General features: G+C 68.4%; 20 protein-coding genes and 1 tRNA gene. 12 read left to right on the top strand and 9 right to left on the bottom strand.

The features are described 5' to 3' along the window. Positions 1 to 42 precede the first annotated feature (42 nt). The 3 genes from ACYP33_RS06200 to dprA form a co-directional block, all read right to left on the bottom strand. Entirely contained in the window at positions 43 to 2,703 is a 2,661-nt protein-coding gene (locus ACYP33_RS06200) for a DNA topoisomerase III (RefSeq protein ID WP_414450701.1), read from the bottom strand. A 204-nt stretch (positions 2,704 to 2,907) separates the two neighbouring features. After that, a complete protein-coding gene (locus ACYP33_RS06195) occupies positions 2,908 to 3,288 on the bottom strand; it encodes a thioredoxin family protein (protein WP_414450702.1) in 381 nt (126 codons plus the stop codon). Further along, positions 3,276 to 4,592, bottom strand: coding sequence for a DNA-processing protein DprA (gene dprA, locus ACYP33_RS06190; protein WP_459620416.1), 1,317 nt, complete (start codon positions 4,590 to 4,592; stop codon positions 3,276 to 3,278). Before dprA ends, ACYP33_RS06195 begins: the two co-directional genes overlap by 13 nt. A 218-nt stretch (positions 4,593 to 4,810) precedes the next feature. Here dprA and def point away from each other — a divergent pair, with 218 nt between their 5' ends. The 4 genes from def to htpX all read left to right on the top strand — a co-directional run bounded on the left by def (position 4,811) and on the right by htpX (position 8,210). Next, entirely contained in the window at positions 4,811 to 5,314 is a 504-nt protein-coding gene (gene def / locus ACYP33_RS06185; RefSeq protein ID WP_414450703.1) for a peptide deformylase, read from the top strand. Positions 5,315 to 5,337: 23 nt separating this feature from the next. Then, on the top strand, positions 5,338 to 6,321 hold the full coding sequence (gene fmt, locus ACYP33_RS06180; protein WP_459620412.1) for a methionyl-tRNA formyltransferase: 984 nt from the start codon (positions 5,338 to 5,340) through the stop codon (positions 6,319 to 6,321). 238 nt (positions 6,322 to 6,559) lie between these two features. Next, complete coding sequence (locus ACYP33_RS06175) at positions 6,560 to 7,210, top strand: LysE family translocator (protein WP_414443444.1); 651 nt, start codon at positions 6,560 to 6,562, stop codon at positions 7,208 to 7,210. Positions 7,211 to 7,352: 142 nt separating this feature from the next. Beyond that, the gene (gene htpX / locus ACYP33_RS06170) at positions 7,353 to 8,210 is read left to right on the top strand and encodes a zinc metalloprotease HtpX (protein ID WP_459620409.1); all 858 of its coding nucleotides are present in this window, start codon (positions 7,353 to 7,355) and stop codon (positions 8,208 to 8,210) included. 60 nt (positions 8,211 to 8,270) lie between these two features. Here htpX and ACYP33_RS06165 read toward each other — a convergent pair whose 3' ends face one another. The 6 genes from ACYP33_RS06165 to ACYP33_RS06140 all read right to left on the bottom strand — a co-directional run bounded on the left by ACYP33_RS06165 (position 8,271) and on the right by ACYP33_RS06140 (position 15,306). Further along, on the bottom strand, positions 8,271 to 8,660 hold the full coding sequence (locus ACYP33_RS06165; protein WP_459620407.1) for an MFS transporter: 390 nt from the start codon (positions 8,658 to 8,660) through the stop codon (positions 8,271 to 8,273). 49 nt (positions 8,661 to 8,709) lie between these two features. After that, positions 8,710 to 11,586 (bottom strand): glycosyl hydrolase 2 galactose-binding domain-containing protein, encoded by a 2,877-nt coding sequence (locus tag ACYP33_RS06160; RefSeq protein ID WP_459620405.1) that lies wholly within the window; start codon positions 11,584 to 11,586, stop codon positions 8,710 to 8,712. A gap of 25 nt (positions 11,587 to 11,611) precedes the next feature. Continuing rightward, positions 11,612 to 12,571, bottom strand: a complete 960-nt coding sequence (locus tag ACYP33_RS06155; protein ID WP_459620414.1) for a DUF1839 family protein — start codon at positions 12,569 to 12,571, stop codon at positions 11,612 to 11,614. A 62-nt stretch (positions 12,572 to 12,633) separates the two neighbouring features. Continuing rightward, positions 12,634 to 13,692: an amino acid--[acyl-carrier-protein] ligase gene (locus ACYP33_RS06150; protein WP_414450710.1), complete on the bottom strand. Its 1,059-nt coding sequence runs from the start codon at positions 13,690 to 13,692 to the stop codon at positions 12,634 to 12,636. Between the two features lie 4 nt (positions 13,693 to 13,696). Next, positions 13,697 to 15,064, bottom strand: coding sequence for an acyl-CoA dehydrogenase family protein (locus ACYP33_RS06145; protein WP_459620403.1), 1,368 nt, complete (start codon positions 15,062 to 15,064; stop codon positions 13,697 to 13,699). After that, positions 15,061 to 15,306: an acyl carrier protein gene (locus ACYP33_RS06140; protein WP_206131927.1), complete on the bottom strand. Its 246-nt coding sequence runs from the start codon at positions 15,304 to 15,306 to the stop codon at positions 15,061 to 15,063. The genes ACYP33_RS06145 and ACYP33_RS06140 overlap by 4 nt, the downstream gene beginning before the upstream one ends. Positions 15,307 to 16,067: 761 nt before the next feature. Here ACYP33_RS06140 and rsmB point away from each other — a divergent pair. The 8 genes from rsmB to queD all read left to right on the top strand — a co-directional run bounded on the left by rsmB (position 16,068) and on the right by queD (position 23,561). Next, a complete protein-coding gene (rsmB, locus tag ACYP33_RS06135) occupies positions 16,068 to 17,525 on the top strand; it encodes a 16S rRNA (cytosine(967)-C(5))-methyltransferase RsmB (RefSeq protein ID WP_459620401.1) in 1,458 nt (485 codons plus the stop codon). Then, positions 17,522 to 18,115: a DUF4390 domain-containing protein gene (locus tag ACYP33_RS06130; RefSeq protein ID WP_414443436.1), complete on the top strand. Its 594-nt coding sequence runs from the start codon at positions 17,522 to 17,524 to the stop codon at positions 18,113 to 18,115. Before rsmB ends, ACYP33_RS06130 begins: the two co-directional genes overlap by 4 nt. Then, a complete protein-coding gene (esaS, locus tag ACYP33_RS06125; protein ID WP_414443435.1) occupies positions 18,105 to 20,510 on the top strand; it encodes a sensor histidine kinase EsaS in 2,406 nt (801 codons plus the stop codon). Before ACYP33_RS06130 ends, esaS begins: the two co-directional genes overlap by 11 nt. Next, positions 20,511 to 21,200, top strand: coding sequence for a response regulator transcription factor EsaR (esaR, locus tag ACYP33_RS06120; RefSeq protein WP_414443434.1), 690 nt, complete (start codon positions 20,511 to 20,513; stop codon positions 21,198 to 21,200). Positions 21,201 to 21,261: 61 nt separating this feature from the next. Beyond that, positions 21,262 to 21,337 (top strand) — tRNA-Phe (locus ACYP33_RS06115). 308 nt (positions 21,338 to 21,645) lie between these two features. Next, positions 21,646 to 22,380, top strand: a complete 735-nt coding sequence (queC, locus tag ACYP33_RS06110) for a 7-cyano-7-deazaguanine synthase QueC (RefSeq protein WP_459620398.1) — start codon at positions 21,646 to 21,648, stop codon at positions 22,378 to 22,380. Between the two features lie 76 nt (positions 22,381 to 22,456). Then, positions 22,457 to 23,089, top strand: coding sequence for a 7-carboxy-7-deazaguanine synthase (gene queE / locus ACYP33_RS06105; protein ID WP_414450715.1), 633 nt, complete (start codon positions 22,457 to 22,459; stop codon positions 23,087 to 23,089). 19 nt (positions 23,090 to 23,108) lie between these two features. After that, a complete protein-coding gene (gene queD, locus ACYP33_RS06100; protein WP_414443431.1) occupies positions 23,109 to 23,561 on the top strand; it encodes a 6-carboxytetrahydropterin synthase QueD in 453 nt (150 codons plus the stop codon). Positions 23,562 to 23,761 lie beyond the last annotated feature (200 nt).

Here is a 23,761-nt window from a genome sequence, read left to right as displayed (position 1 = left end):
GCCGCGGTCCGCCCCGGTGGGCGAGACCGCGGCGCTACCGCATCACGACGACGCGGTCTTGCGAGCCGGCGCCTTCTTCGCGGCGACCTTCTTGGCCGCGGGTGCCTTCTTCGCTGCCGGCGCTTTCTTGGCGGCAACCTTCTTGGCCGGTGCGGCAACGGCGGCCGTATCGTCACCGTCCTCGTTCGCGGCGGCGGCCGAGGACGTCTTGGCTGCGGCCTTCTTCGCGGCGGCGCCCGGCTTCGGCTCCTTCTTCTCGAATTCGAAGCCGATCTTGCCGTCCGGCTGCTTGACGAGGAACGCCTTGAAGTTGCGGCCCGTGCGCGACGACTTGAAGTTCGGCAGCAGATCGGTGCGACCGTCGGTCAGCAGCTTGGCCATCTGCTCGCGCGCGATTTCCTGTTGCAGGATCACCTTGCCCGAACGGAAGTCGCAGGTTTTCGGATTGGCGACCGAGTTCTCGCAGATGAAGCTCATGCCGTGCTCGAACACGCGGCCTCCACACTTCGGGCAGGCGCCCACCGGCTCCTGCGCCGAGAAATCGGGCGCTTCGCCATCCTCGCCGCCCTGATCCTGGCCGAAATCGAACTCGAGCTTGTAGTTCTTCGTGTCTTCGTCGAACGACAGCTTGAGAATGGCCGAGAACGGCCGGCCCATCTTGCTGCGGAAGCCCGACAGCGGCCCGATCGTCTTCTTCTGGAGCAATTCCTCGACTTCGGGGATTTCGAACTGGCGGCTGCCCGGGATCTTCGAGATCGAGAATTCGCACTGCGTGCAGGCGAAGCGGCGATAGTTTTCCTTCACCTGGCCGCCGCAATTCGGGCACGGCGTTTCCAGCGTCGCGTAGTCGCCGGGGATCGTGTCCGAATCGTATTCCTTGGCGCGCTTGACGATGGTTTGCGTCATGCGGGCGATTTCCTGCATGAACGCATCGCGCGGCAGGTTGCCGCGTTCCATCTGCGAGAGCTTGTATTCCCACTCGCCGGTCAGTTCCGGTGCGGTCAGTTCCTTCACGCCGAGCCCGCGCAGCAGCGTGGTCAGCTGGAACGCCTTGGCGGTCGGGATCAGTTCGCGGCCTTCGCGCACGAGGTACTTTTCACCGAGCAGGCCTTCGATGATCGCCGCCCGGGTGGCCGGCGTGCCGAGGCCCTTGTTGGCCATCGCCTCGCGCAGCTCGTCGTCGCCGACCAGCTTGCCCGCGCCTTCCATGGCCGACAGCAGGGTGGCTTCCGAGTAGCGTGCGGGCGGCTTGGTCACGAGCGCGTGCGGCGCGATCTTGTCGGTCTTGACCTTCTCGTCCTTCTGCACCGGCACGAGGTTGGCGTCGGCGCCTTCGGCGTCGCGGCCATAGACCTGCAGCCAGCCCGGTTCGACCAGCACCTTGCCTTCGGTCTTGAAGTGATGGCCGGCCACTTCGGTGATGCGGGTGGTGATCTTGTACTCGGCCGCCGGGAAGAACACGGCGAGGAAGCGCTTGACCACCAGGTCGTAGAGCTTCTGCTCCGGCTCGGACAACGCCTTCGGCGCCAGCAGGGTCGGGATGATGGCGAAGTGATCGCTGATCTTCGAGTTGTCGAAGATCCGCTTGTTCGGCTTGACCCAGCCCTTGTCGAGCACCTGCTTGGCGTGCGGCAGGTAGTTGTTGCTTTCCTTAAGCATCTCGAGCGTCTGGCTCACGGTGTCGAGGTAATCCTCCGGCAGCGCGCGCGCGTCGGTACGCGGGTAGGTCAGCACCTTGTGCTTTTCATACAGCGCCTGCGCCAGGCCGAGCGTGTTCTTGGCCGAGAAGCCGAACCGGCTGTTGGCCTCGCGCTGCAGGCTGGTCAGGTCGTACAGCAGCGGCGAGAGCTGCGTGGACGGCTTCGATTCCTCGTTGACCGAACCGATCTGCCCACGGCAGGCGGCCACGATGGTGTCGGCGGCCGGCAGGCTCCAGAGGCGCGAATCGCGCTTCTCGGGATCGTGCTCGTCGCGCTTGAACTTCGGGTCGTACCAGCGGCCTTCGTAGAAGCCCCCGGCGCAGACGAATTCGGCGCGCACTTCCCAGTAATCGCGCGACACGAATTGACGGATCTTTTCCTCGCGCTCGACGACGATCGACAGCGTGGGCGTCTGCACCCGGCCGACGGTGGTCAGGAAGAAGCCGCCGCCCTTGCTGTTGAACGCGGTCATGGCCCGCGTGCCGTTGATGCCGACCAGCCAATCCGCTTCGGAACGGCAGCGCGCCGCATCGGCGAGCGGTTGCATGTCTTCGTCGGAGCGCAGCTTGACGAAGCCGTCGCGGATCGCGGCCGGCGTCATCGACTGGAGCCAGAGGCGCTGGACCGGCTGCTTGGCTTTCGCGTGCTGCGCGATCAGGCGGAAAATCAGCTCGCCCTCGCGCCCCGCGTCGCATGCGTTGATGAGGCGGTCGATGTCCTTGCGCTTGATCAGCTTGGTCAGCACCTTCAACCGCGATTCGCTCTTGGCGATCGGATTCAGGTCGAAATGCGGCGGAATGACGGGCAGATGCGCGAAGCTCCACTTGCCTCGCTTGACCTCGTATTCCTCGGGCGCGGCGATTTCGAGCAGGTGGCCGACCGCGGACGACAGGACGAAGTCGTCGTTTTCGAAATATTCGTCATGCTTGGTAAAGCCGCCCAGGGCGCGCGCGATGTCGTTCGCGACAGAGGGCTTTTCCGCAATGATCAGTGCTTTGGACATGACTCGAGTGGGTTGGAGAGACCGGATGGGCCGAATGACGGCCCTTTTACGTCGGCTTTATAGCACACGGCGCAGGGTCGACACCCGGCTCGTGTCAAAAGCGGGTCATCATAAGTGGGGGCCGATACACCCGCAAGCCCGCCGAAATGCCAGGCGGGGCGGGCATCGACGGCCGATGTCGGCCGCCGGACGAAAATTTCGGGGTCAGACGGCAACGTCGAGCAGATTGCGCAATTTCGGCGCGTGGGCGACACCGGGTATCGCCGTCAGGTCGGTCAGCATCCGTTCCACGATACCGCCATGCGGCAACACCGTGCCGAAAAAGCGCACGGCGTTCGCATCCTCGATCAGCAGGGTCGGGAAGTTCTCGACGTCGAAATCGTCGAGGCGATCGGCGTGCGTCTCGATGTCGATCCAGACGAAACAGGCTTCGGGATGGGCGGCGGCGAGCCGCTCGAACACCGCGTCGTAATCGCGGCAGGTGCCGCACCATTCGGCGCACAAGCAGGCGACGAGCAGCGCATCGGGGTTGCGGAGGCGCTCGGCGATCCGATCGGCGTCGGTGTCGAGATTCAGCGCGGGCATTGCGGTTCCTTGCTCGGTGACGATGGCGCGGACTGCGCCCTGTCGCCGGAATGTAGCACGGGGCGGGCAACCGGCGCGGCGGCTGCATCGGCGGCGGCTGGCGCGTCGAGGCGCTGGACACGGTCGCCGGGCAGGCTGGCCACGCGACCGGCCAGTTCGAGCTGCAACAGCAGGTGCGGCAGGCGGCTTGCGCTGACGCCGGAGCGCGCCGCAAGCAGATCGGCCGGCACGGGGCCGTGGCCGAGCGCCTCGAGGATGGCGAGCGCGGCGGCCGGCAGCGGTTCGGGCGGACGTGCGGCGGCCGAGCGGTTCGGCGGCCCGGACGCGTCGGGCTCGGGCGTTGCCCCGGCAGGGGACCGGGCACGCCGAGGCGGTTTCAACTCGCGGGGCGGCGCCGCGGCGTCGCCTGCCACCTCGATGCCAAACTCTTCGAGCACGTCGGCCGGCGTTTCGACGAGCTTCGCGCCGTCGCGGATCAGCGCATGGCAACCGCGCGCGAGCGGCGCGTGGATCGAGCCGGGGATCGCGAACACGTCGCGCCCCATTTCATTGGCCACGCGCGCCGTGATCAACGAGCCCGAGCGCGGCGCGGCTTCCACCACCAGCACGCCGTCGCACAGCGCGGCGATCAGCCGGTTGCGCTGCGGGAAGTTCGCGGCGCGCGCCGGCGTGCCGAGCGGCCATTCGGACAGCAGCGCGCCGTGTTCGACGATCTCGTGCGCCAATGCATGATGCGCGGCCGGATAGACGCGATCGAGCCCCGTGCCGACCACCGCGACGGTGCCGGCCGCGCCGCCGAGCGCGCCGCGATGCGCGGCGGCGTCGATGCCGCGCGCCAGGCCCGACACGACGACCAGCCCCGCATCGGCCAGTGAGCGCGAGAAGTGGACGGCATCGATGCGCCCCTGCGCCGTGCCGAGCCGGCTGCCGACGATGGCCACGCCGCGCCGGTGCAACTGCGCGGGATCGCCCTTTACATATAGCAGCGGCGGCGGATCGTAGAGCGTGGCGAGCCGGGGCGGATAGGCCGGATCGTGGCGCGTGATCACGTGCCCGCCCGAGCGGGACAGCCAGTCGAGCACGGCGTCGAGTGCGTCGTCGGGCTGGCGGCGCGGCGTCAGCACCGCCTGCGCGGCGGCCTCGCCGGCAATGGCCGCCAGCGCGGCATGATCGGCGCCGAACAGCGCATCGATCGAATCGAACGCGCGCAGCAACGCCTCGCCGGCGGCGGTCGTCAGGCCGGGCGCGGAGGCCAGATGCAGCCACGCGCCAAGCGTTTGGCGGTTGGGCGGCGCGGGGTTCATGGCCGCCGCCCGAGCCGCGGCCAGCGATGCGCAGGCCGCCATGTTAAAATTTTCGCCATCCGAAATAAACAGAGCGATCGCGCGCACCCGCCCGCGGCGTTGGGCTGCGCGAGGCATTCCGCGCGACTCGGAGCCTCATCTTCCGGGTATCGCGACGGCCCGGCCAGTCGGCCGAATGGCCGAGCCGCCCGCCCCAACCGCTTTTCGAAACGAACATCATGGCGCTTCTGAACATCCTGCATTACCCCGACAAACGGCTGCACAAGGTGGCCAAGCCGGTCGCGGAGGTCAACGACCGCATCCGCCGGCTCGTCGACGACATGGCCGAAACCATGTACGACGCACCGGGCATCGGCCTCGCGGCCACCCAGGTCGACGTGCACGAGCGCGTGATCGTGATGGACACCTCGGAAGACAAGAACGCACTGCAGGTCTTCATCAATCCCGAGATCGTCTGGTCGAGCGACGACAAGCAGGTCTACGAGGAAGGCTGCCTGTCGGTGCCGGGTGTCTACGACGAAGTGGAGCGGCCCGATCACGTGCGCGTGCGGGCGCTCGACCGCGACGGCAACGCGTTCGAGCTCGAATGCGAGGGCTTGCTGGCGGTCTGCATTCAGCACGAAATGGATCACCTGCTGGGCCGCGTGTTCGTGCAGTACCTGTCGCCGCTCAAGCAGAACCGCATCAAGTCGAAGATGAAGAAACTCGAACGCGAGATGTGACGCGCGTGACCGACCGATCCCCCATGACTCATTCGTTGCGCGTCGTCTTCGCCGGCACGCCGGAATTCGCTGCTTCGGCGCTGGCCGCGATCCACAAGGCCGGCTTCCCGGTGCCGCTGGTGCTGACCCAGCCCGATCGCCCGGCCGGCCGCGGCATGAAGCTGCAGGCCAGCGCGGTCAAGCGCTATGCGCTCGATCACGGCCTGCCCGTCGCGCAGCCGCCGTCGCTGCGCCGCAACGGCAAGTTCCCGGCCGAGGCTGCCGCCGCCGTCGACACGCTGAACGCCACCCCGCACGACGTAATGGTGGTGGCCGCCTACGGCCTGCTGCTGCCGCAGGAGGTGCTCGATATACCGCGCCACGGCTGCATCAACATCCACGCATCGCTGCTGCCGCGCTGGCGCGGCGCCGCGCCCATTCATCGCGCGATCGAAGCGGGCGACGCCGAAACCGGCGTCACGCTGATGCAGATGGATGCCGGGCTCGATACCGGCGCGATGCTGTCCGAAGCGCGCACGGCGATCGCCGCCGGCGACACCACGGCCTCCCTGCACGACACGCTCGCGGCGCTCGGCGCGAAGCTGATCGTCGAGGCGCTCGTGCAGCTCGAACGCGACGGCGCGCTCGCGTCGACGCCGCAGCCGGCCGACGGCATCACGTATGCCGAGAAGATCGGCAAGCACGAGGCCGCGCTCGACTGGCGCGAGCCGGCCGGCACGCTGGCGCGGCGGATTCGCGCGTTCGACCCGTTTCCGGGCGGCGCGGGCACGCTCGACGGCACCGTGCTCAAGCTGTGGGCGGCCGAGGCCGTCGAAGCGCATGGCGCGGCCGAGCCGGGCACGATCGTCGAAGCGGGCGCCGACGGCGTCGTGATCGCCTGCGGCAGCGGCGCGTTGCGCGTCACGCAGTGGCAGAAGCCGGGCAGCAAGCGCCTGCCCGCACGCGAGTTCCTGGCCGGTGCGCCGCTTGCGGCCGGACAGCGTTTCGCGCTGCCCGAGGCGGGTTGAGCCGCCGCATCGAGCGCGCGGGCGGCGGCAGCGTGCCGTCTCAGGATTGAGACAGCACGCGTATCACGCCGTTTTTCCCGTTTCGGTACGGTTTCGCACCGTTTTTTGATGTTTTTCGTGGTTTGCCGATCGATCGGAAGCGATCGCCGTTCAGGCGATGCGGCGTTTCAAACCTGCGCTGCCGTTCCTGCGACGCGCGTAGAATGATTCACCCACGTTCGCTGTCTCGATTCTCCCCATGCTCGGCATCACTCATTTCGGCGTGTTCCTGCTCGCCGCGTTCCTGTTGAACATCACGCCCGGCCCCGATACGGCCTATATCGTCGGGCGCAGCGTCGCGCAGGGCCGTGGCGCGGGCATCGTCTCGGCGCTCGGGATCGGCACCGGCTGCCTGGTCCACACGCTGGCCTGCGCGTTCGGGCTGACCGCGTTGATCGCCGCTTCGCCGATGGCGTTTACGGTGGTCAAGTACGCGGGCGCGGCCTATCTGATCTATCTCGGCGTCAAGCTGCTGCTGGCCCGGCCGGAAGCACCCACGGCGCAGTCCGCAGCCGAAGCGCCCGCCGCCGCGCCGGCTCGCTCGTTGCGCCAGCTTTACGTGCAGGGCGTCGCCACCAACGTGCTCAATCCGAAGGTGGTGCTGTTCTTCATCTCGTTCTTCCCGCAATTCGTCGCCGCCGACAGCGCGCACAAAACGCTCGCGTTTCTCGCGCTCGGCGGCGTGTTCTCGTTGCAGGGCCTGATCTGGAGCGTGATCGTGGCGTGGGTGGCCGGCAGCGTCACGCGCCGGCTGGCCGGCAATTCGGCCGTGAAGGTGTGGCTCGATCGCGTGGTGGGCAGCGCGTTCGTCGGCCTCGGCCTGCGGCTCGCGGTGGCGACCCAGCGCTGATGCATCACGGCGCGTGCTGATGCGCGCCGTCGTTGCGGGGATTGAATTTTTCCGGCGCGTCCCTATCTAACGAATCGCTTACAATCGTCCGGCGGCACATTTTGAGATGCCGTGGGACAGGATTTCGGTCAAGGAGTCGACTATGTTCAATTGGGTCAAGACGGCAATGCTGATGGCCGCGATCACGGCCCTGTTCATCGCGATCGGCGGCGCGATCAGCGGATCGCGCGGGATGGTGATCGCGTTGCTGTTCGCGTTGGGCATGAATTTCTTTTCGTACTGGTTCTCGGACAAGATGGTCCTGCGCATGTACAACGCGCAGGAAGTGGACGAAACCAGCGCGCCGCAGTTCTACCGCATGGTGCGCGAGCTGGCCACGCGCGCGAACCTGCCGATGCCGCGCGTCTACCTGATCGACGAAGCCGCGCCGAACGCGTTCGCCACCGGCCGCAATCCCGAACATGCGGCCGTGGCGGCCACCACCGGCATCCTGCGGGTGCTGTCCGAGCGCGAAATGCGCGGCGTGATGGCGCACGAGCTGGCGCACGTCAAGCATCGCGACATCCTGATCTCGACGATCTCGGCCACCATGGCCGGCGCAATCTCGGCGATCGCGAACTTCGCGATGTTCTTCGGCGGCCGCGACGAAAACGGCCGTTCGACCAACCCGATCGCCGGCATTGCGGTGGCGCTGCTCGCGCCGATCGCCGGTGCGCTGATCCAGATGGCGATTTCGCGCGCGCGCGAATTCGAGGCCGATCGCGGCGGCGCGCAAATCTCGGGCGATCCGCAGGCGCTGGCCACGGCGCTCGACAAGATCCACCGCTATGCCTCGGGAATTCCGTTCCAGACGGCGGAGGCGCACCCGGCCACGGCGCAGATGATGATCATGAACCCGCTGGCCGGCGGTTCGATCGCCAACCTGTTCAGCACCCACCCGGCCACCGAGGAGCGCGTCGCGCGCCTGATGGAAATGGCGCGCACCGGGCGCTTCGACTGAAGTCGAAGCCGGCCTGAACCACGGGGCGGCCCGCCATCGCGCGGCCGCCCCGTTTTGCGTTCAGTGGCCGAGCGAGAACGTGCCTTCGGTGTCGGGATGGTCCTGCGCGTAGGCCTTCGCTTCGTCGGAGACGGCGAGGAAGTACGTCAGCACCGCCGACAGCACGTACATGCCGGAGAAGATCCAGATCACGCCCTCGATGCCGATGCTGCTGCGAAACAGCGTCACCACCAGCGGCCCCAGCCACACGCTGATGCCCGCGCCCAAACCCAGGATCGACAGCGCTGCCCCCTTCTCCTTCGGGCACAGTTGCGGCACGAGCCCCGACAGCGGCACGAAGCACGCGAGCGTCGCGCCGTACAGCACGCCGAACAGCGAGATCATCGCGAAATCGCCCTTGAACAGCAGCGGCATGTAGTACATCAGCAGCACGGTGATCGCCGAGCCCACGCCGCCCGCAAAGCCGATCCAAAAATACGGCGCATCGCGCGCGACGCGCTCAATCGTAGAAAACCGGCGCGTACGCGTTGATCGCGCGAATCTCGCCGGCCGGCTTCGGCAGCGCATCGATATCGATATCGATGCTGCCGGGATGTCGCGGCACCAGCGGCACCACCACCGGCTCGCGCGGCGCGAGATGAAACCCGTCGCGCACGGCGCGATAGTGACGGTCCGCTACCTGCACGAAGCGCGCGAAACGTTGCGCTTCGATGCGCAACTGCCAACCGTCGGCGGACCGTTCCAGCGCCACCGTCAGCCCGAGATCGTGACGCTCGCGGGCCGAGCGGTCGGGCAGATGAAACGCCTCGGCGAGCAGCGCGCCGGTGTCGCGCGCGCGCAGGCTGGCGAGGGTCACGTCGTGCGCGCGCGGGCCGAACCGGTAGGCGTGCGTGAAATCGAAGAACTGCCCGAGGCACTGCGCGGCCGACACGCGCTGCGTGCTGCGCGCCGGCAGTTCGATCTCGCATTGCGCCGACGCTACCGTCACCGCGCCGTCGCGCAGGCACACCAGATCGAGACGCGCGGCGATCGGCTCGGCGCGCTCGTTGATCAGATGCAGATCGAGCCCGTTCAGGCCTTCGTCGGTGATCGCGAGCTGCACCGGCTGCCAGGCTTGCGCCAGCCCGTGGTAGGCGCTTTTCGGTGCGCCGTGCGCATCGATCACGCCCCAGCCCGCGCCGACACGCAGGTCCTGCCATTGCCACACGATGCCGCCGCCGCACGCCGAACCGGTGCGCCGCCACTCGGCGAACACCTCGCGCATGACGTCGGCCACCACCGCGCGCGACAGATCCAGATAGCGCGGTGAATCCTCGTAGCGCAGGCGCGCCGGATCGACGTCGTAGAGCGTACGCAGATAGTGGTCGCGCACGTCGTCGAAATCCCAGCCCGCGCCGGGGTCGCGCGGCACGGCGCGTTTCCAGCGCGGGTCGTGCGCCTGATGCGTGCCGAGCGCGTCGAGCGCCGCGTCGTCGGGCACGTTCGCGAATGCAAGGCATTCGCCGGCGAAGCGCACATTGGCGCGTCGCGCGTCGTCGAGCGGGCGCAGATAGGCGCCCACGCCGTAGTAATGCGTGATGCCTTCGTCAGTCGAGAACGGCCAGGCGCCGCCCGACGGCGAGTTCGTCACGTAGACGGTATCGCCGCGTTCGCGCGCGGCGATACCGGCCAGTTGCGACGTGAACAGCGCCTGCGTGCGCAGGGCTTCGGGCAGGCCGAACATCGCGGCCTGCTGATCGACTTCGCTGCCGCCGCACAGCACGGCCAGCGACGCGAAGCGGCGCGTGCGAGCGAGGAACTGCGTGGCCTCGCGTTCGACCGAGGCGACGAACGCGGCATCGGCCGGATAGTCGAAATTGGCGAACGCGAAGTCATGCCAGATCAGCACGCCGGTGCGGTCCGCGATCTCGAAGAACGCGTCGGACTCGTACAGCATGGTGCCGCCCACGCGCAGCAGATTGAGGCCGGCGTCGCGCGCCAGCGCGAAGCTGCGCGCGAGCGCGTGCGGCTCGCCCGTCAGCGTGACGAGATCGGCGCTGGTCCAGCATGCGCCGCGACAGAACACCGGCACGCCGTTCACGCGCAGCGCGAAGCCCCGGCCGTCGGCGCCGCGATCGACGTCGAGGGTGCGAAAGCCGACTTCGCCGAGCGGATGCGTGCGTGGTGCTGCGCCGTCGCGTGTGCACAGTTCGAGTGTCAATGCGTGCAGCGCGGGCATGCCGTGCGTGTGCGGCCACCATTTCTCGACGCGTGCGATGCGCAGTTCGCCGTGCGCGTGGCCCGCGTCGTCCCAGCTCAGATCGATCAGGTGATCGCCGCAGCGCAGGCGGGCACGCAAGGTGTGCTTTGCCCGTGCATCGAGAAAGCGGATTGCGATCGACACGATGCCGCCGTCGCCGTCGAGGCGCGTCGTGCAATCGACGTGCTCGATCGCGTCGGGCGTGGCGGCCAGCAACTCCACCGCGCGCCACGGCCCCACCGCCTGCACGGTCGGGCACCAGCCCGGCATGTGGCCGAGCAGCGTGGTGCGCACCGCGCGCAGGCTCGGCGGCGACACCAGGCGCGGCCGCCAGCGCGCGCGCCCGCGCTTCGCGGCCAGCGCGCCCGCCAGCGAACGGAAGCACAGCGTCAGCACGCTGGCCGCATGCAGGCTCACGTCGAGATCGTGCGCGACGAACATCGAATCGCTGTCGAGCTGCTTCGTATCGTCGAGCCAGACCTCGGCGATCGTCGCGAGGCCGTGCAGGCGCAGCCGCCGCGTGCCGTCGCCGGGCAGCGCGACGCGGAACCAGTGATCGTCGTAGGCGAAGGCCGGGGCGTGCTCGATGTCGAGCCGCCCGGCCGCCCGCCACGCGCCGGCCACCGTGCCGGGCACGGCGGCGGCGAGCCAGTCGCCGTCGGCGGGCAGCATCGACGGTGCGGCGAACGCGCCGGCCGGCGTCGACAGGCAACGCCAGCCGGTATCGATCCGCACGGGCCAGGGCGAGGCGCTGTCGGTATCGGCATTGGCATCACCCCCGACATCGCCCTTGCCCTCGGCGTCGATATCACCATCGCCATCGGCCGCGACATCGGCATTGGCATCACCATCGGCATCGGCATCGGCATCGGCATCGGCATCGGCATCGGCATCGGCATCGACATCGGCATCGACATCGGCATCGACATCGGCATCGACATCGACATCGACATCGGCATCGGCATCGACATCATCCTCGGCACCGGCACCGGCACCGGCACCGGCACCGGCACCGGCACCGGCACCGGCACCGGCACCGGCACCAACACCGGCCGCGACATCACCCCCGCCCTCACCACCTCGCGAAAGCGCCATCGACGCCTCGATCGTTTCGATATCGGTCAGCGTGATCCGCACGGCGTCTCCTGGGGCAGCCGCGCCGTCACTGCACGAGGGCGGCGAGCGGCGGCAGCGTGTTGTCGTAGGCGTGTTCGAGGTGGTCGAAACAGTCCTCGCAGAGATCGCGCCGCTTGCGGGCGATGGCGCGCATCAGGCGGAACTGCATGACCATCGACTCGGACGCGATGGCCTGCGCGGCAGCCGGAATCGAGCCGGGAATATCGAAGCCCTGGTCGGACAGCCAGGTCAGGTACTTCGACAGGAATTCGAAGTTCGCGCCCAGCTGCCGCATCAGGTTGAACGTGTACGGATGGAAATACGTCTCGCCGCGTTCGAGCAGCGTGTCGAGATGCGCCGGGAACGCCGCGCGCCAGCGCGCGATCGGGTTGACGGCCGGTCGCCGTTCCAGGTGCATGGCCAGCAGCGCCGCCGATTCCTCGGCAAGCTGGCCGCCGGTGAGCGGGCTGCGCGTCTGCTTGGCGAACTCGACGTACGGGAACAGCAGGTCGTCCCGGCCGGCGAATTGCGGCAGCTTGCGGAACACGCCGTCGTAATCGTCGCCTTCCACGAGGTGATAGCCGGTGTTGTGGAAATAGCCGCAGCGCCGCGTGGCCGGATCGATGAAATCCACGCCGATGGTGGTTTTCGGATGGGTGCGCCGGTACGAGGTGGCGCGCGTGTCGGGCAGGTAGAAGCCGTCCACCTCGGCGAGCACGGTGTTGCCGCGCTGCGTCTGCGCGAGCACGTGGGCCTCGATCGAATCGTAGATCGCCAGCTCCTGCACCTGGGTGCCGTACAGGCGCTCGATGTCCTCCAGCGGAAACTTGAAGAACGTGAACTGGTCGCCCTCGAAATCCTGCGTGACGGTGAACGCGAGCGCCGCGCGCGGGTCGAGCCCGAAGCCGTGCAGCAACTCGATCCACAAGTCGACGTAGCAATTGGTTTCCTGCCAGACGCGCTCGCCCTGATGCAGCGCGTGCGAGGCGTGCCGGCGCAGCGGCATGGCCGCGCCGGCCGGCGGCGCGACGATCGCGGGTGACGCGAGGGGCGCGTGGACGACCGGATTCATGCGCTTTCTCCGGCCAGACGCGCGCCCGGCGTGCCCGCCAGGCCATCGATGCCGAGCGTCACGCAGGCGGCCGTATCGCCCCACAGCAGCGCGCGCACTTCTTCCGGCCAGGCCTGCACGTCGAGCCCGTGATGACGGAACAGCGCCAGCGTGATGCGCTCCATGCCGAAGCCCACGCAGGCGGTGTGCGCGACCGAGCCGTCGGCGCAGGCGATGCGCCAGATCTGGCCGAAGTGCTCCATGTGATAGTTGAACGACAGGCAGGCGGTCTTCTTCTCGTCGCTCGACACGGGGATCAGCAGTTCGAACTTGAGCGCCTGGGCGCGCTGGCTGTCGGCGACGATCTTGCCGCCGCGGCCGAAGAACGGATCGTTGGCGAGATCCACCTCGAGCGGCAGGTTCAGCAGCTTGACGAGCAGCGAGCCGCGCTCGATCCAGCGCTGACGGAATTCGAGCACCTGATCGCCGCTGCCGATCCGCACGTATTCGCGCTGACGGAACATCTGCATGCGCGCCGGATCGAGCGACGGCTCGTGGCGGAAGCAGTACGACATCACGTCGACGGTGCGGCCGTCGGCGGGCAGCGGGCCGCGCTTGGCGATCACCGGGTAGATCGGGTAGCAGGCGGCCGGCGTCAGCACGATGCGGGTGGGCTGCTGCTGATCCATCCAGGCCGTGTCGCGATCTTCCGGGCCGGCTTCCATGGCCTTGTCGAGCGCCGTCAGCAGGCGGCGCTGGCCCATCTCGTTGCCGCAGAACGCATGCACCGTGCCGGCCAGATCGGGGAAGTTCTTCAGGTATTCGCTGTCCTCGAAATCGGTGCGGCGCATCGCGGGCGGAAAGCGCAGCAGTTCGGCCTGCTGATCCGCGCCGAGGTGCGTGATCGCCACGCTCAGGCGCTCGATCACGTCCTCGAACACCTGGCTGCGGCCGTACAGGCCGTCCTCGCCGGTCTCGATCAGGAGGCCCGAGGCCAGCAGCGCGTCGCGCAGGCCGGTGGCCTCGATTCGCGGGCCGGCAGCGAGTGCGGCGTCGTCGATGGTCATGGTGTTCATCGTGTTACCCCTTCGCGTGGGTGGTCGGGCGCTGCGCGAGCAGGAGGCTCGCGGTGTTCTGCGCGATGCGGTCGTTGTTGATCATCAGCGGCGCGGAGTGCAGGTCGCGCAGGTGGCGCCCGACGCTGAACGGCGTGCCGTTCTTGTAGCCCGCCATGCCGCAGATCATCAGCACCTGCTGCACGACCTGCAGGGCCGTTTGCGAGATGGCGGTCTTCAGCGTGTTCATGTCGGCGGCGAAGCCGAGCATCGCGGAGAGCGGCGCGTCGTCGTCGGCCGGGCCGCGCGCGGCGCGGTGTTCCGCGTGCTCGGCCTGGAACGCGGCCGCGAGGCGCGCCTGCATCATCTGCAACAGGCCCACCGCTTCGGCCAGGCGCAGGCCGGCGGGCGGCACCGAGCCGGGCTTGGCGCGCGCCTGGGCGCGGAAGAGCGCCTTGGCGCGGTTCACGGCGTCGCCGGCGATGCCGGTCCATACGGCGGCCCACAGCGTGTGCGAGACGGGCAGCATGGTGCGGTCGGCGATCTCGGCGAACGGCGTGGCGAGGATCTGGTCGACGTGGCCGGTGGCGACCAGCGCGAAGCCTTCGCTGCAGGTGCCGCGCATGCCCATCGAATCCCAGCCGTTGCGCTTGTCGAGCCGCGTCTCGTCGCGCAGCGCGACGATCAGCACCTGGTCGGCGGCCGGCGCGTCGGCGGTGCGCCGCGCGGTGACCAGGATCGCGTCGGCGTGCGCGCCGTAGGAGATGGTCGGGCAGGCCTTGTCGATGCGAAAGCGCGTGCCGTCGAGTTCGACCGAGCAGGCGCTGGTGCGCATGCTGCCGCCGATGTTTTCCTCCGAGGTGGCCGACGCGAGCAGCCACTGGTGTTCGACCAGCTTGCCGAGCAGCGCGCGCTGCCAGGCGTTGCCGCTGGCGTGGCGCTCGATGCAGGCCACCTGGATCTGGTGCATCGCGTAGACCATCGCGGTCGATGCGCAGCCGTGCGCGAGCGTTTCGCAGATCTCGCCGACCTCGGCCAGCGACAGGCCCGCGCCGCCATACGCGGCCGGTACCAGCGCGGACAGCAATCGCTCGCGGCGCAGCGCCTCGAACGCCTCGAACGGGAAGCGCGCCTCGCGGTCGATGGCGTCGGCGAACTGGGCGGCGAGATCGGCGCAGCGTTGGGCGGCGGCGCGCCAGTCCGGCTCGGGCGACGCCAGCGGTGTGCTCGATGCGGACAACGGGGAGAGCGATGCAACGGCGGGCGGTGCGGATGGCAGGATCTGCTCCGCACGTTTCGCTGCATCCGGCAGATCGCTGGCCGTGGCCGCCGCCAGCGCGGCCGAGCCGGCCGGGTCCGCCGCCGCCGGCTGATGGATCAGCGGCGAGTTCATGCGGCGGCCTTCTGCAGTTCGGCCACGGCGGCGGCCAGCGAGTCGATGCTCGAGAACAGGCGGCGCGTGAGCATGCGGTCGGGCACCTCGATGCCGAACTCGTCCTCGATGGCGAGCATCAGGTGGACGGTGGCGAGCGAGGAGAGGCCGGCGGCGTAGAGATCGGCGTCGTCGGCGAGCGTATCGACCGGCACGCTCAGGCGGGCGGATTCGGAAAGGATGCGGCGCAATGCGGTTTTCATGGAACGAGGTCCCCGATTGAGGTGGTGCTGCTGGTGCGTTCGGGGGTTCGAACCGTGTCGTGCCGCAATCCACCAACCCCGTGGCATGCGCTGGCTCCAATCCCCGCTGGTCATGACCGCGTCCGGCGGCCTGGCGCTCGCGTCGTGCGCGGTGCGTCCGGCTGGGTGGCCGTCATGCGGCGCGCGTCGGGGCCGGTCCGTTGTTCGACCGCCGTGCCCTTCGATGCTCCGTGGTTTCTATTAGACGAATCGCAGCGAGTTCGCGTCCGTGCGATTCCGCACCGAACCACAGGGGCGGCCAGGGCGGCTCGGGTATGAGGAATCGGGGTTGTCGGGTGGTGGCCCGGTGCCCGGCACGGCAACGCGTGCGGGTTCGGCATACGAGCCCGGCATACGAGCCCGGCATACGAGCCCGGCATACGTGCCCGGCATACGTGCCCGGCACGCGAGGCCGGCACATGAGCGCGGCATGCGAGGCCGGCATATGAGCGGGGCACGCGAGGCCGGCATATGAGCCCGGCATGCGAGGCCGGCATATGAGCGGGGCACGCGAGGCCGGCATATGAGCGCGGCCCGCGAGGCCGGCACATGAGCCCGGCACGCGACGCAGGCATACGAGGCCGCCGGCCCGGCCCGCCGGTTTGGCGCATTGCCCCGGCCCGCGCGGGAATCCGCCGCGGCGGCGCGCTACAATCCCCCGTTTGACGCCATTCGTCCGCCGCGCAGCCCGCTCGGCGCCGGTGCGCACGATCCCGTACCCGATGACCCAGCCTCGCACCCCCCGCCCGTCCCGTCCGCGTCACGCCAATCCGGGCAAGCCCGCCCGGCCGGCGCCGGCGCGCACGCCGCACGCGCCGGCCTCGCACCTGTCCGCGCTGCACCTGCCGCCCGATTCGCTCGGCTTCGCGCTCGACGGCGCCGCGCAGGCGCTGGTCGCCGTGTCGCACGGCAGTGCGTTGCCCGCCGCGCTGGCCGCGGTGCAGGCGGCCCAGCCGGCGGCGGCGCGCGGCCTGTCGCGCGGCGCGATCCAGGACATCGCCTACCGCTCGATGCGCCGGCGCGGCACCACCGACTGGCTGATCGGCACGCTGGTCAGCAAGGCGCCGCCCGAGCATGTGCAGGCCTTGCTGGCCTGTGCGCTGGCGCTGCTGGTCGACGAAGGGGCCGATGCGGCTTACGCGCCGTTTACCGTGGTCGATCAGGCGGTGACGGCGCTTGGCGCACGCCGCGAATTCGGGTTCGCGAAGGGGCTGGTCAATGCGGTGCTGCGTCGCTTCCTGCGCGAACGCGCGACGCTCGCCACGCAATGGCAGGCGGTGCGCGAGGCGCGCTGGAACTATCGCGACTGGTGGATCGACGCGGTCGAACGCGCCTGGCCGAACGATTGGCAGGCGATCCTCGCGGCCGGCGACGCGCCCGGCCCGCTGACGCTGCGCGTCAATGCGCGGCAGACCAGCGTCGAGGCCTACCTGGCCACGCTGAACCAACACGGCATCGCGGCGCAGGCGGTCGGCCGGCATGCGGTGCGGCTCGCCGCGGCGTTGCCGGTGGACCGGATTCCGGGCTTCGCGGAAGGCGTCGTGTCGGTGCAGGATGCCGGGGCGCAGCTCGCGGCCGAATCGCTCGGCGTGCGCGACGGCATGCGCGTGCTCGACGCCTGCGCGGCGCCGGGCGGCAAGACCGGCCATCTGCTGGAGCTGGCCGAGGTGGACGTGGTGGCGCTCGAAAGCGATGCGTCGCGTGCCACCCGCATCGGCGACAACCTCGCGCGCCTGAAGCTCGTGGCCGAGGTGCGGGTGGGCGATGCGGGCGACCCGGCCGCGTGGCACGACGGGCAGGCGTTCGACCGGATCCTGGCCGACGTGCCGTGCTCGGCCTCGGGCATCGTGCGCCGTCATCCCGATATCCGCTGGCTGCGCCGCGAGACCGACGTGGCCGCGCTGGTGGCCGAGCAGCGCCGCATCGTGCTGGCATTGTGGCCGTTGCTGAAACCGGGCGGCGAATTGTTGTACGTGACGTGCTCGATCTTCCCCGAGGAAGGCGAACAGCAGGCGCGCTGGTTTGAAGCGGCGGTTCAAGATGCGGTACGATTGGACGCGCCCGGGCAACTGCTGCCTCGGGCCGCCGCGGGCCGGTTGCAGGACGATGCCGGTCACGACGCCGACGCGCGGCCGGCCGATCACGACGGATTCTTCTACGCGCGCTTTCAGAAACGGTGACGATCTCTCGCCTCCTTCCACTTCGGTTCGCGGCCGCGCTGCTGGTCGCGATCACGCTGTGCCTCGCGGCCGCCGCGCCCGCCGCCCATGCCGATCCGGTCAACGTCCAGCGCGCGTCGCTGCAATCGGACGGCAACGGCTGGGCGCTCGACGTGCGCTTCGAGTTCGAACTGAACGCCAATCTCGAAGATGCCGTCAACAAGGGCATTCCGCTCTACTTCACGACCGATTTCGAACTGAGCCGCGCGCGCTGGTACTGGTTCGACGAACAGCCGGTGTCGGTCACGCAAACCATCCGCCTGTCGTTCCAGCCGCTCACGCGCGAATATCGCGTCTCCACGGGCGGCCTGCAGCTCGGCTTCCCGACGCTCAAGGATGCGCTGGCGGTGGTGCAGCACGTGAGCTCCTGGCACGTGATCGACCGCACGCAGGTGCAGGCCGGTGAAACGTACACGGCCTCGGTGCGCATGCAGCTCGACACGGCGCTGATGCCGAAGCCGTTCCAGGTGGACGCGGTGAACAACCGCGACTGGACGCTCGTGTCCGACTGGAAGCGCTTCACGTTCACGGTGACCGATCGTGCGAAATAGCCTGAGCCGCTTCTTCGGCAAGAGCCTGCTGATTCGCGTGCTCGTCTCGACCGTCGCGGTCACGGCGCTGCTGCTGCTGGTGCTGCTCGCCGCCGCGAGCGCCAACACCGAATTCTTCGACCGCTACTACTCGTGGCTCTACACCGCGAACATCCTCGTCGCGATCGTGTTCCTGCTGGTGGTGCTCGGGCTCGGCGGGATGATCGTGGTGCGCCTGCGCAAGGGCAAGTTCGGCACGCGGCTGCTCGCCAAGCTGGCGATCTTCTTCGCGCTGGTGGGCGTGGTGCCGGGCGGCATCATCTACATCGTGTCGTATCAGTTCGTCTCGCGCAGCATCGAGTCGTGGTTCGACGTCAATGTGGAGACGGCGCTGACGGCCGGCCTGAACCTCGGCCGCGGCATGCTCGACGCCTCGCTGTCGGATCTGCAGAACAAGGCGCGGCTGATGTCCGAGCAACTGTCGAGCGCCGATGCCAACACCAACGGCACCACGCTGACGCTGCTGCGCCTGCGCGATCAGTTCGGCGTGCAGGACGCCACCATCGTCGAGCCGGGCCACAACGGCACGGGCGCGACGCCCGATCTGCACATCGTCGCGCAGGCCTCGGGCAATTTCGCCGCGCTGATCCCCGACGACATGCCCACGCCGCTGATGCTGGACCAGGCGCGCGAGCACAGCGGCTACGCGGCGATCGAAGGCGAGGTGGATGGCGATCCGCGCGCGCGCGGCGCGAAGGGCGCGCTGCGCCTGCGCGTGGTGCAGCGCATTCCCGATTCGTCGACGGCGCTGCTGCGGCCGGTCGAGCGCTATCTGCAACTGACGCAGCCCGTCTCGCCCACGCTTGCGCGCAACGCCGACGCCGTGCAGCGCGCCTACCGCGAGTACCAGGAAAAATCGCTGGGCCGCAGCGGCCTGCGCAAGATGTATATCGGCACGCTGACGCTCGCGCTGTTCCTGGCCACCTTCATCGCGATGATGATCGCGCTCGCGCTCGGCAACCAGCTCGCGCGGCCGCTGTTCCTGCTGGCGCAGGGCACCAAGGAAGTGGCCGAAGGCGACTACACGCCCAAGCGCGAGCTGAAGACGCGCGACGAGCTCGGCTTCCTCACGCAGTCGTTCAACGCGATGACGCGCCAGTTGTCCGAGGCGCGGCTCGCGGTGGAGCGCAACCGCGTCGCGCTCGAATATTCGAAGTCCTACCTCGAAGGCATTCTGGCCAACCTGACGGCCGGCGTGTTCGTGCTCGACCGCCAGTTTCGCCTGACGATCGCCAATCGCGGCGCCGAGCGGATTTTCCGCCAGCCGTTCCAGTCGCAGATCGGCACCGTGCTCGATCAACTGGCGGTGGTCGCCGAGTTCGGCGCGATGGTGCGCAAGGCGTTCGCGGATCGCGAGGCCACCGGCCATGGTGGCGAGGATCGCGGGCACTGGCAGCAGCAGTTCGCCGTGACGGTGCCGGGCGAGCCCGAGCCGCTCACGCTGCTGGTACGCGGCACGCGTCTTGCGTCGGCCGTGGCGGGCGAGGCCGACGATCCCCAGACATCCGGCTACGTGGTGGTGTTCGACGATATTTCCGACGTGATCTCCGCGCAGCGCTCGGTGGCCTGGGGCGAGGTGGCACGACGGCTCGCGCACGAGATCAAGAACCCGCTCACGCCGATCCAGCTTTCGGCCGAGCGCCTGCAGATGAAACTCGCCGACAAGCTTGCGCCGGCCGATGCCGACATGCTCAAGCGCGGCGCGACCACCATCGTCAACCAGGTGGCCGCAATGAAGCGCATGGTGGACGATTTCCGCGATTACGCGCGCACGCCGCCGGCCGTGCTCGGCAACCTGCAGCTCAACGATCTGGTCAGCGAAGTGCTGACGCTGTACGGCGTGGGCGAAGGCAAGAACGTGATCGTGGTCGAGCAGGGGCCGCTGCCGGTGATCCGCGGCGACGCCACGCAACTGCGTCAGGTGATCCACAATTTGCTGCAGAACGCGCAGGATTCTGTCGCCGATGTCGCGCAGCCTCGTGTGTGGCTCGAAACGAGGGCAGTAGAATATGGCGACCCCGATGCGAGCGGCATGCGGCGCATCGCGGTGCGGCTGGGTGTATCCGACAACGGTCCGGGCTTTTCGGCGCGCATCCTGACGCGCGCGTTCGAGCCTTACGTCACGACGAAGGCGAAGGGCACGGGCCTCGGGCTCGCAACAGTGAAGAAGATCGTGGATGAACACGGTGCGCGGATCGATCTGCGCAACCGCATGCAGGGTGAAGTGGTCGAGGGCGCGCAGGTTTCCATCCTGTTCCTGCAGCTCGCCGACGACACCACGGGCTCCGAGGGCGGAGCGAACAGCGGAACGGCACCCGCCAAGACAAAAGCAACAGTGCAGACAAGGGCAGCGTAAATGGCAACCATCCTGGTGGTAGATGATGAAATGGGCATCCGGGAATTGCTCTCGGAAATCCTCGCGGACGAAGGACACGTCGTCGAGTTGGCGGAGAACGCGCAGGCCGCGCGTGACTATCGTCAGCGGCTCGCGCCCGATCTCGTCCTGCTCGACATCTGGATGCCCGATACGGACGGCGTCACGTTGTTGAAGGAATGGGCGAGCCACGGGCAACTGACGATGCCCGTGATCATGATGTCCGGGCACGCGACGATCGATACCGCGGTCGAGGCGACCAAGATCGGCGCACTCGATTTCCTCGAGAAGCCGATCGCATTGCAGAAGCTGCTGAAATCGGTCGAGCACGGCCTGGCACGCGGTGCGGCGCCGGTGCAGCCAAGCCCGGCGGCGAAGCCGGCAGCCGGCCCGGCGGCGGTGGCCTCGGCCGCCGCGCTGCCGACGCTCGGCGAGGAAGTGCAGGTGGCGCTCGGCGCGTCGGGGCAGGCTGCCGCGATCCCGTTCGACATTCCGTTGCGCGAGGCGCGCGATGCGTTCGAGCGGGCCTACTTCGAGTACCACCTGGCACGCGAGAACGGCAGCATGACGCGCGTCGCGGAAAAGACGGGCCTCGAACGCACGCACTTGTATCGCAAGCTCAAGCAGCTCGGCGTCGAACTCGGCAAGAAGCCTCCGGAAGGCGGCCTCTGAATTTTTTGCGAAAAGGGCTTGATCTGCAGTTACGGTCTGGCTATACTCTCTCTTCTTCGTTGGCCCGGTAGCTCAGTTGGTAGAGCAGCGGATTGAAAATCCGCGTGTCGTTGGTTCGATTCCGACCCAGGCCACCAAATTCGAAAAGGTCCAAAAGCTTCACGGCTTTTGGACCTTTTCCCTTTGGAAGCCCCGGGGTTGCCCCCGCCTCTTCCGAACGCGCGCCGCATCGGTCATGCCGCGCCCGCTATGCCCGGCATGCGCCGCCACGCGGGGCGCGCGCCGGGCGAAACGGCGGGCTGCATGATAAAATCCCTGCCGACTCAAAGACTTGAAGGACTTGAGACGCTGGTTTTCCGCGCCGCAAGTCCTTTTTTGTTTGTCGCTCGCACCGCCCGATCCCGCGCGCGGCGCCGCGGCGGCTCCTCTCTACTCGGAGTACACGGTGATTCGGACAGACGCCAAGGGCGGCGCGCTCGTACTGTTTTCCGGCGGCCAGGATTCGGCAACCTGCGTGGCCTGGGCGCTCGAACGTTATCCAACCGTCGAGACCCTCGGTTTCGATTACGGCCAGCGCCACCGCGTCGAGCTGGAATGCCGCGAAGGCGTGCGCGAAGCGCTGCGCACGCGCTTTCCGCAATGGGAGAACCGGCTCGGCGAGGATCACATGATCGACCTGTCGGTGCTCGGCGCGATCAGCGATACCGCGATGACGCGCAGCATCGAGATCGAAACGGCCGAGAACGGCTTGCCGAACACCTTCGTGCCGGGCCGCAACCTGATGTTCATGACGATCGCGGCGGCCGTCGCCTATCGTCGCGGGCTCAAGGTGCTGGTCGGCGGCATGTGCGAGACCGATTTCTCCGGCTACCCCGATTGCCGCGACGACACCATGAAGGCGCTGCAGGTTGCGCTGAACCTCGGCATGGATACCCGCGTCGTGCTCGAAACGCCGCTGATGTGGCTCGACAAGGCCGACACCTGGCGGCTCGCCGAGCAGCTCGGCGGCCAGGATCTGGTCGAACTGGTGCGCGTCGAAACCCACACCTGCTACGTGGGCGAGCGCGCCGAACTGCACGACTGGGGCTTCGGCTGCGGCGCGTGCCCGGCCTGCAAGCTGCGCAAGCGCGGCTACGAGGCCTATCGCAACGGCGAGCAGGTCACCGAGGCGCCGGCCTGACGGCCGGCACCGCACAACGCGCGCCGGGCAGGCGCGCAGCAATGGAAACGGCGGCAAGCCGCCGCACGATGAGCAGATGACGTACACGGTCAAGGAAATCTTCTACACGTTGCAGGGCGAGGGCGCGAATGCCGGGCGTCCGGCCGTGTTCTGCCGGTTCGCCGGCTGCAATCTGTGGACGGGCCGCGAAGCCGATCGCGAATCGGCCGTGTGCCGGTTCTGCGATACCGATTTCGTCGGCACCGATGGCGAGAACGGCGGCAAGTTCAAGACGCCCGACGCGCTGGCCGACCAGGTGGCGGCGCTGTGGCCGGAAGGCGAGGCGAATCGCTTCGTCGTCTGCACGGGCGGCGAGCCGATGCTGCAACTCGATCAGGCGCTGGTCGACGCGCTGCATGCGCGCGGCTTCGAGATCGCCATCGAGACCAACGGCTCGCTGCCGGTGCTCGATACGATCGACTGGATCTGCGTCAGCCCGAAGGCCGATGCGCCGCTGGTGGTCACCCGGGGCCACGAGCTGAAGGTCGTGATCCCGCAGGACAACCAGCGCCTGGCCGAGTACGCGAAGCTCGATTTCGCCTACTTCCTCGTGCAGCCGATGGACGGCCCGTCGCGCGATCTCAATACGAAGCTCGCGATCGACTGGTGCAAGCGCCATCCGCAGTGGCGCCTGTCGATGCAGACGCACAAATACCTGAATATTCCTTGAGCCGCGAGCTTCACTCATCGTGCTGATTACCCGAAAACTCGAATTCGACGCGGGCCACCGCATCCCCGATCACCGCAGCCAGTGCCGCAACTTGCACGGCCACCGCTATGTGCTCGAAATCACGCTGCGCGGCGATCTCGTCGATACGGAAGGCGCGCCCGACCGCGGCATGGTGATGGATTTCGCCGACGTCAAATCGCTGGCCATGGAGCACCTGGTCGGCAAGTGGGATCACGCGTTCCTCGTGTACGCGCGCGACGAGCAGGTGCGCGGGTTTCTCGAACAGATGGCCGACCACAAGACGGTCGTGCTCGACCGCATTCCCACCGTCGAGAACCTCGCGGCGGTGGCGTTCGACATCCTTGCGAATGTGTACGACGCCCATTACGGCATCAACCTGCGCCTCGAACGCGTGCGGCTCTACGAAACGCCGAACTGCTGGGCCGACGTCGAACGTAATCCGGCGCGCTGAGGCGCCGCTCGCCGGCCGGGCGCGAGGCCCGGCACGCGCTGTTGTCCGCCTTCGTTTCGCCCTCCTTCCCGTCGCTTTCCCGCACGCCGTTCGCCCTGTCGAACGGCGCTTCGCGTCCCCCGAACGCACGCCCGGCGGCGCATTTCTGACCACGGTATGATCGTCGCGCGCGCGATGCGCGCGGCGGCTCACGGGCGGGC

It is taken from the genome of Burkholderia sp. 3C (assembly GCF_054589155.1).
This window is presented reverse-complemented; position numbering and strand designations above follow the sequence as displayed.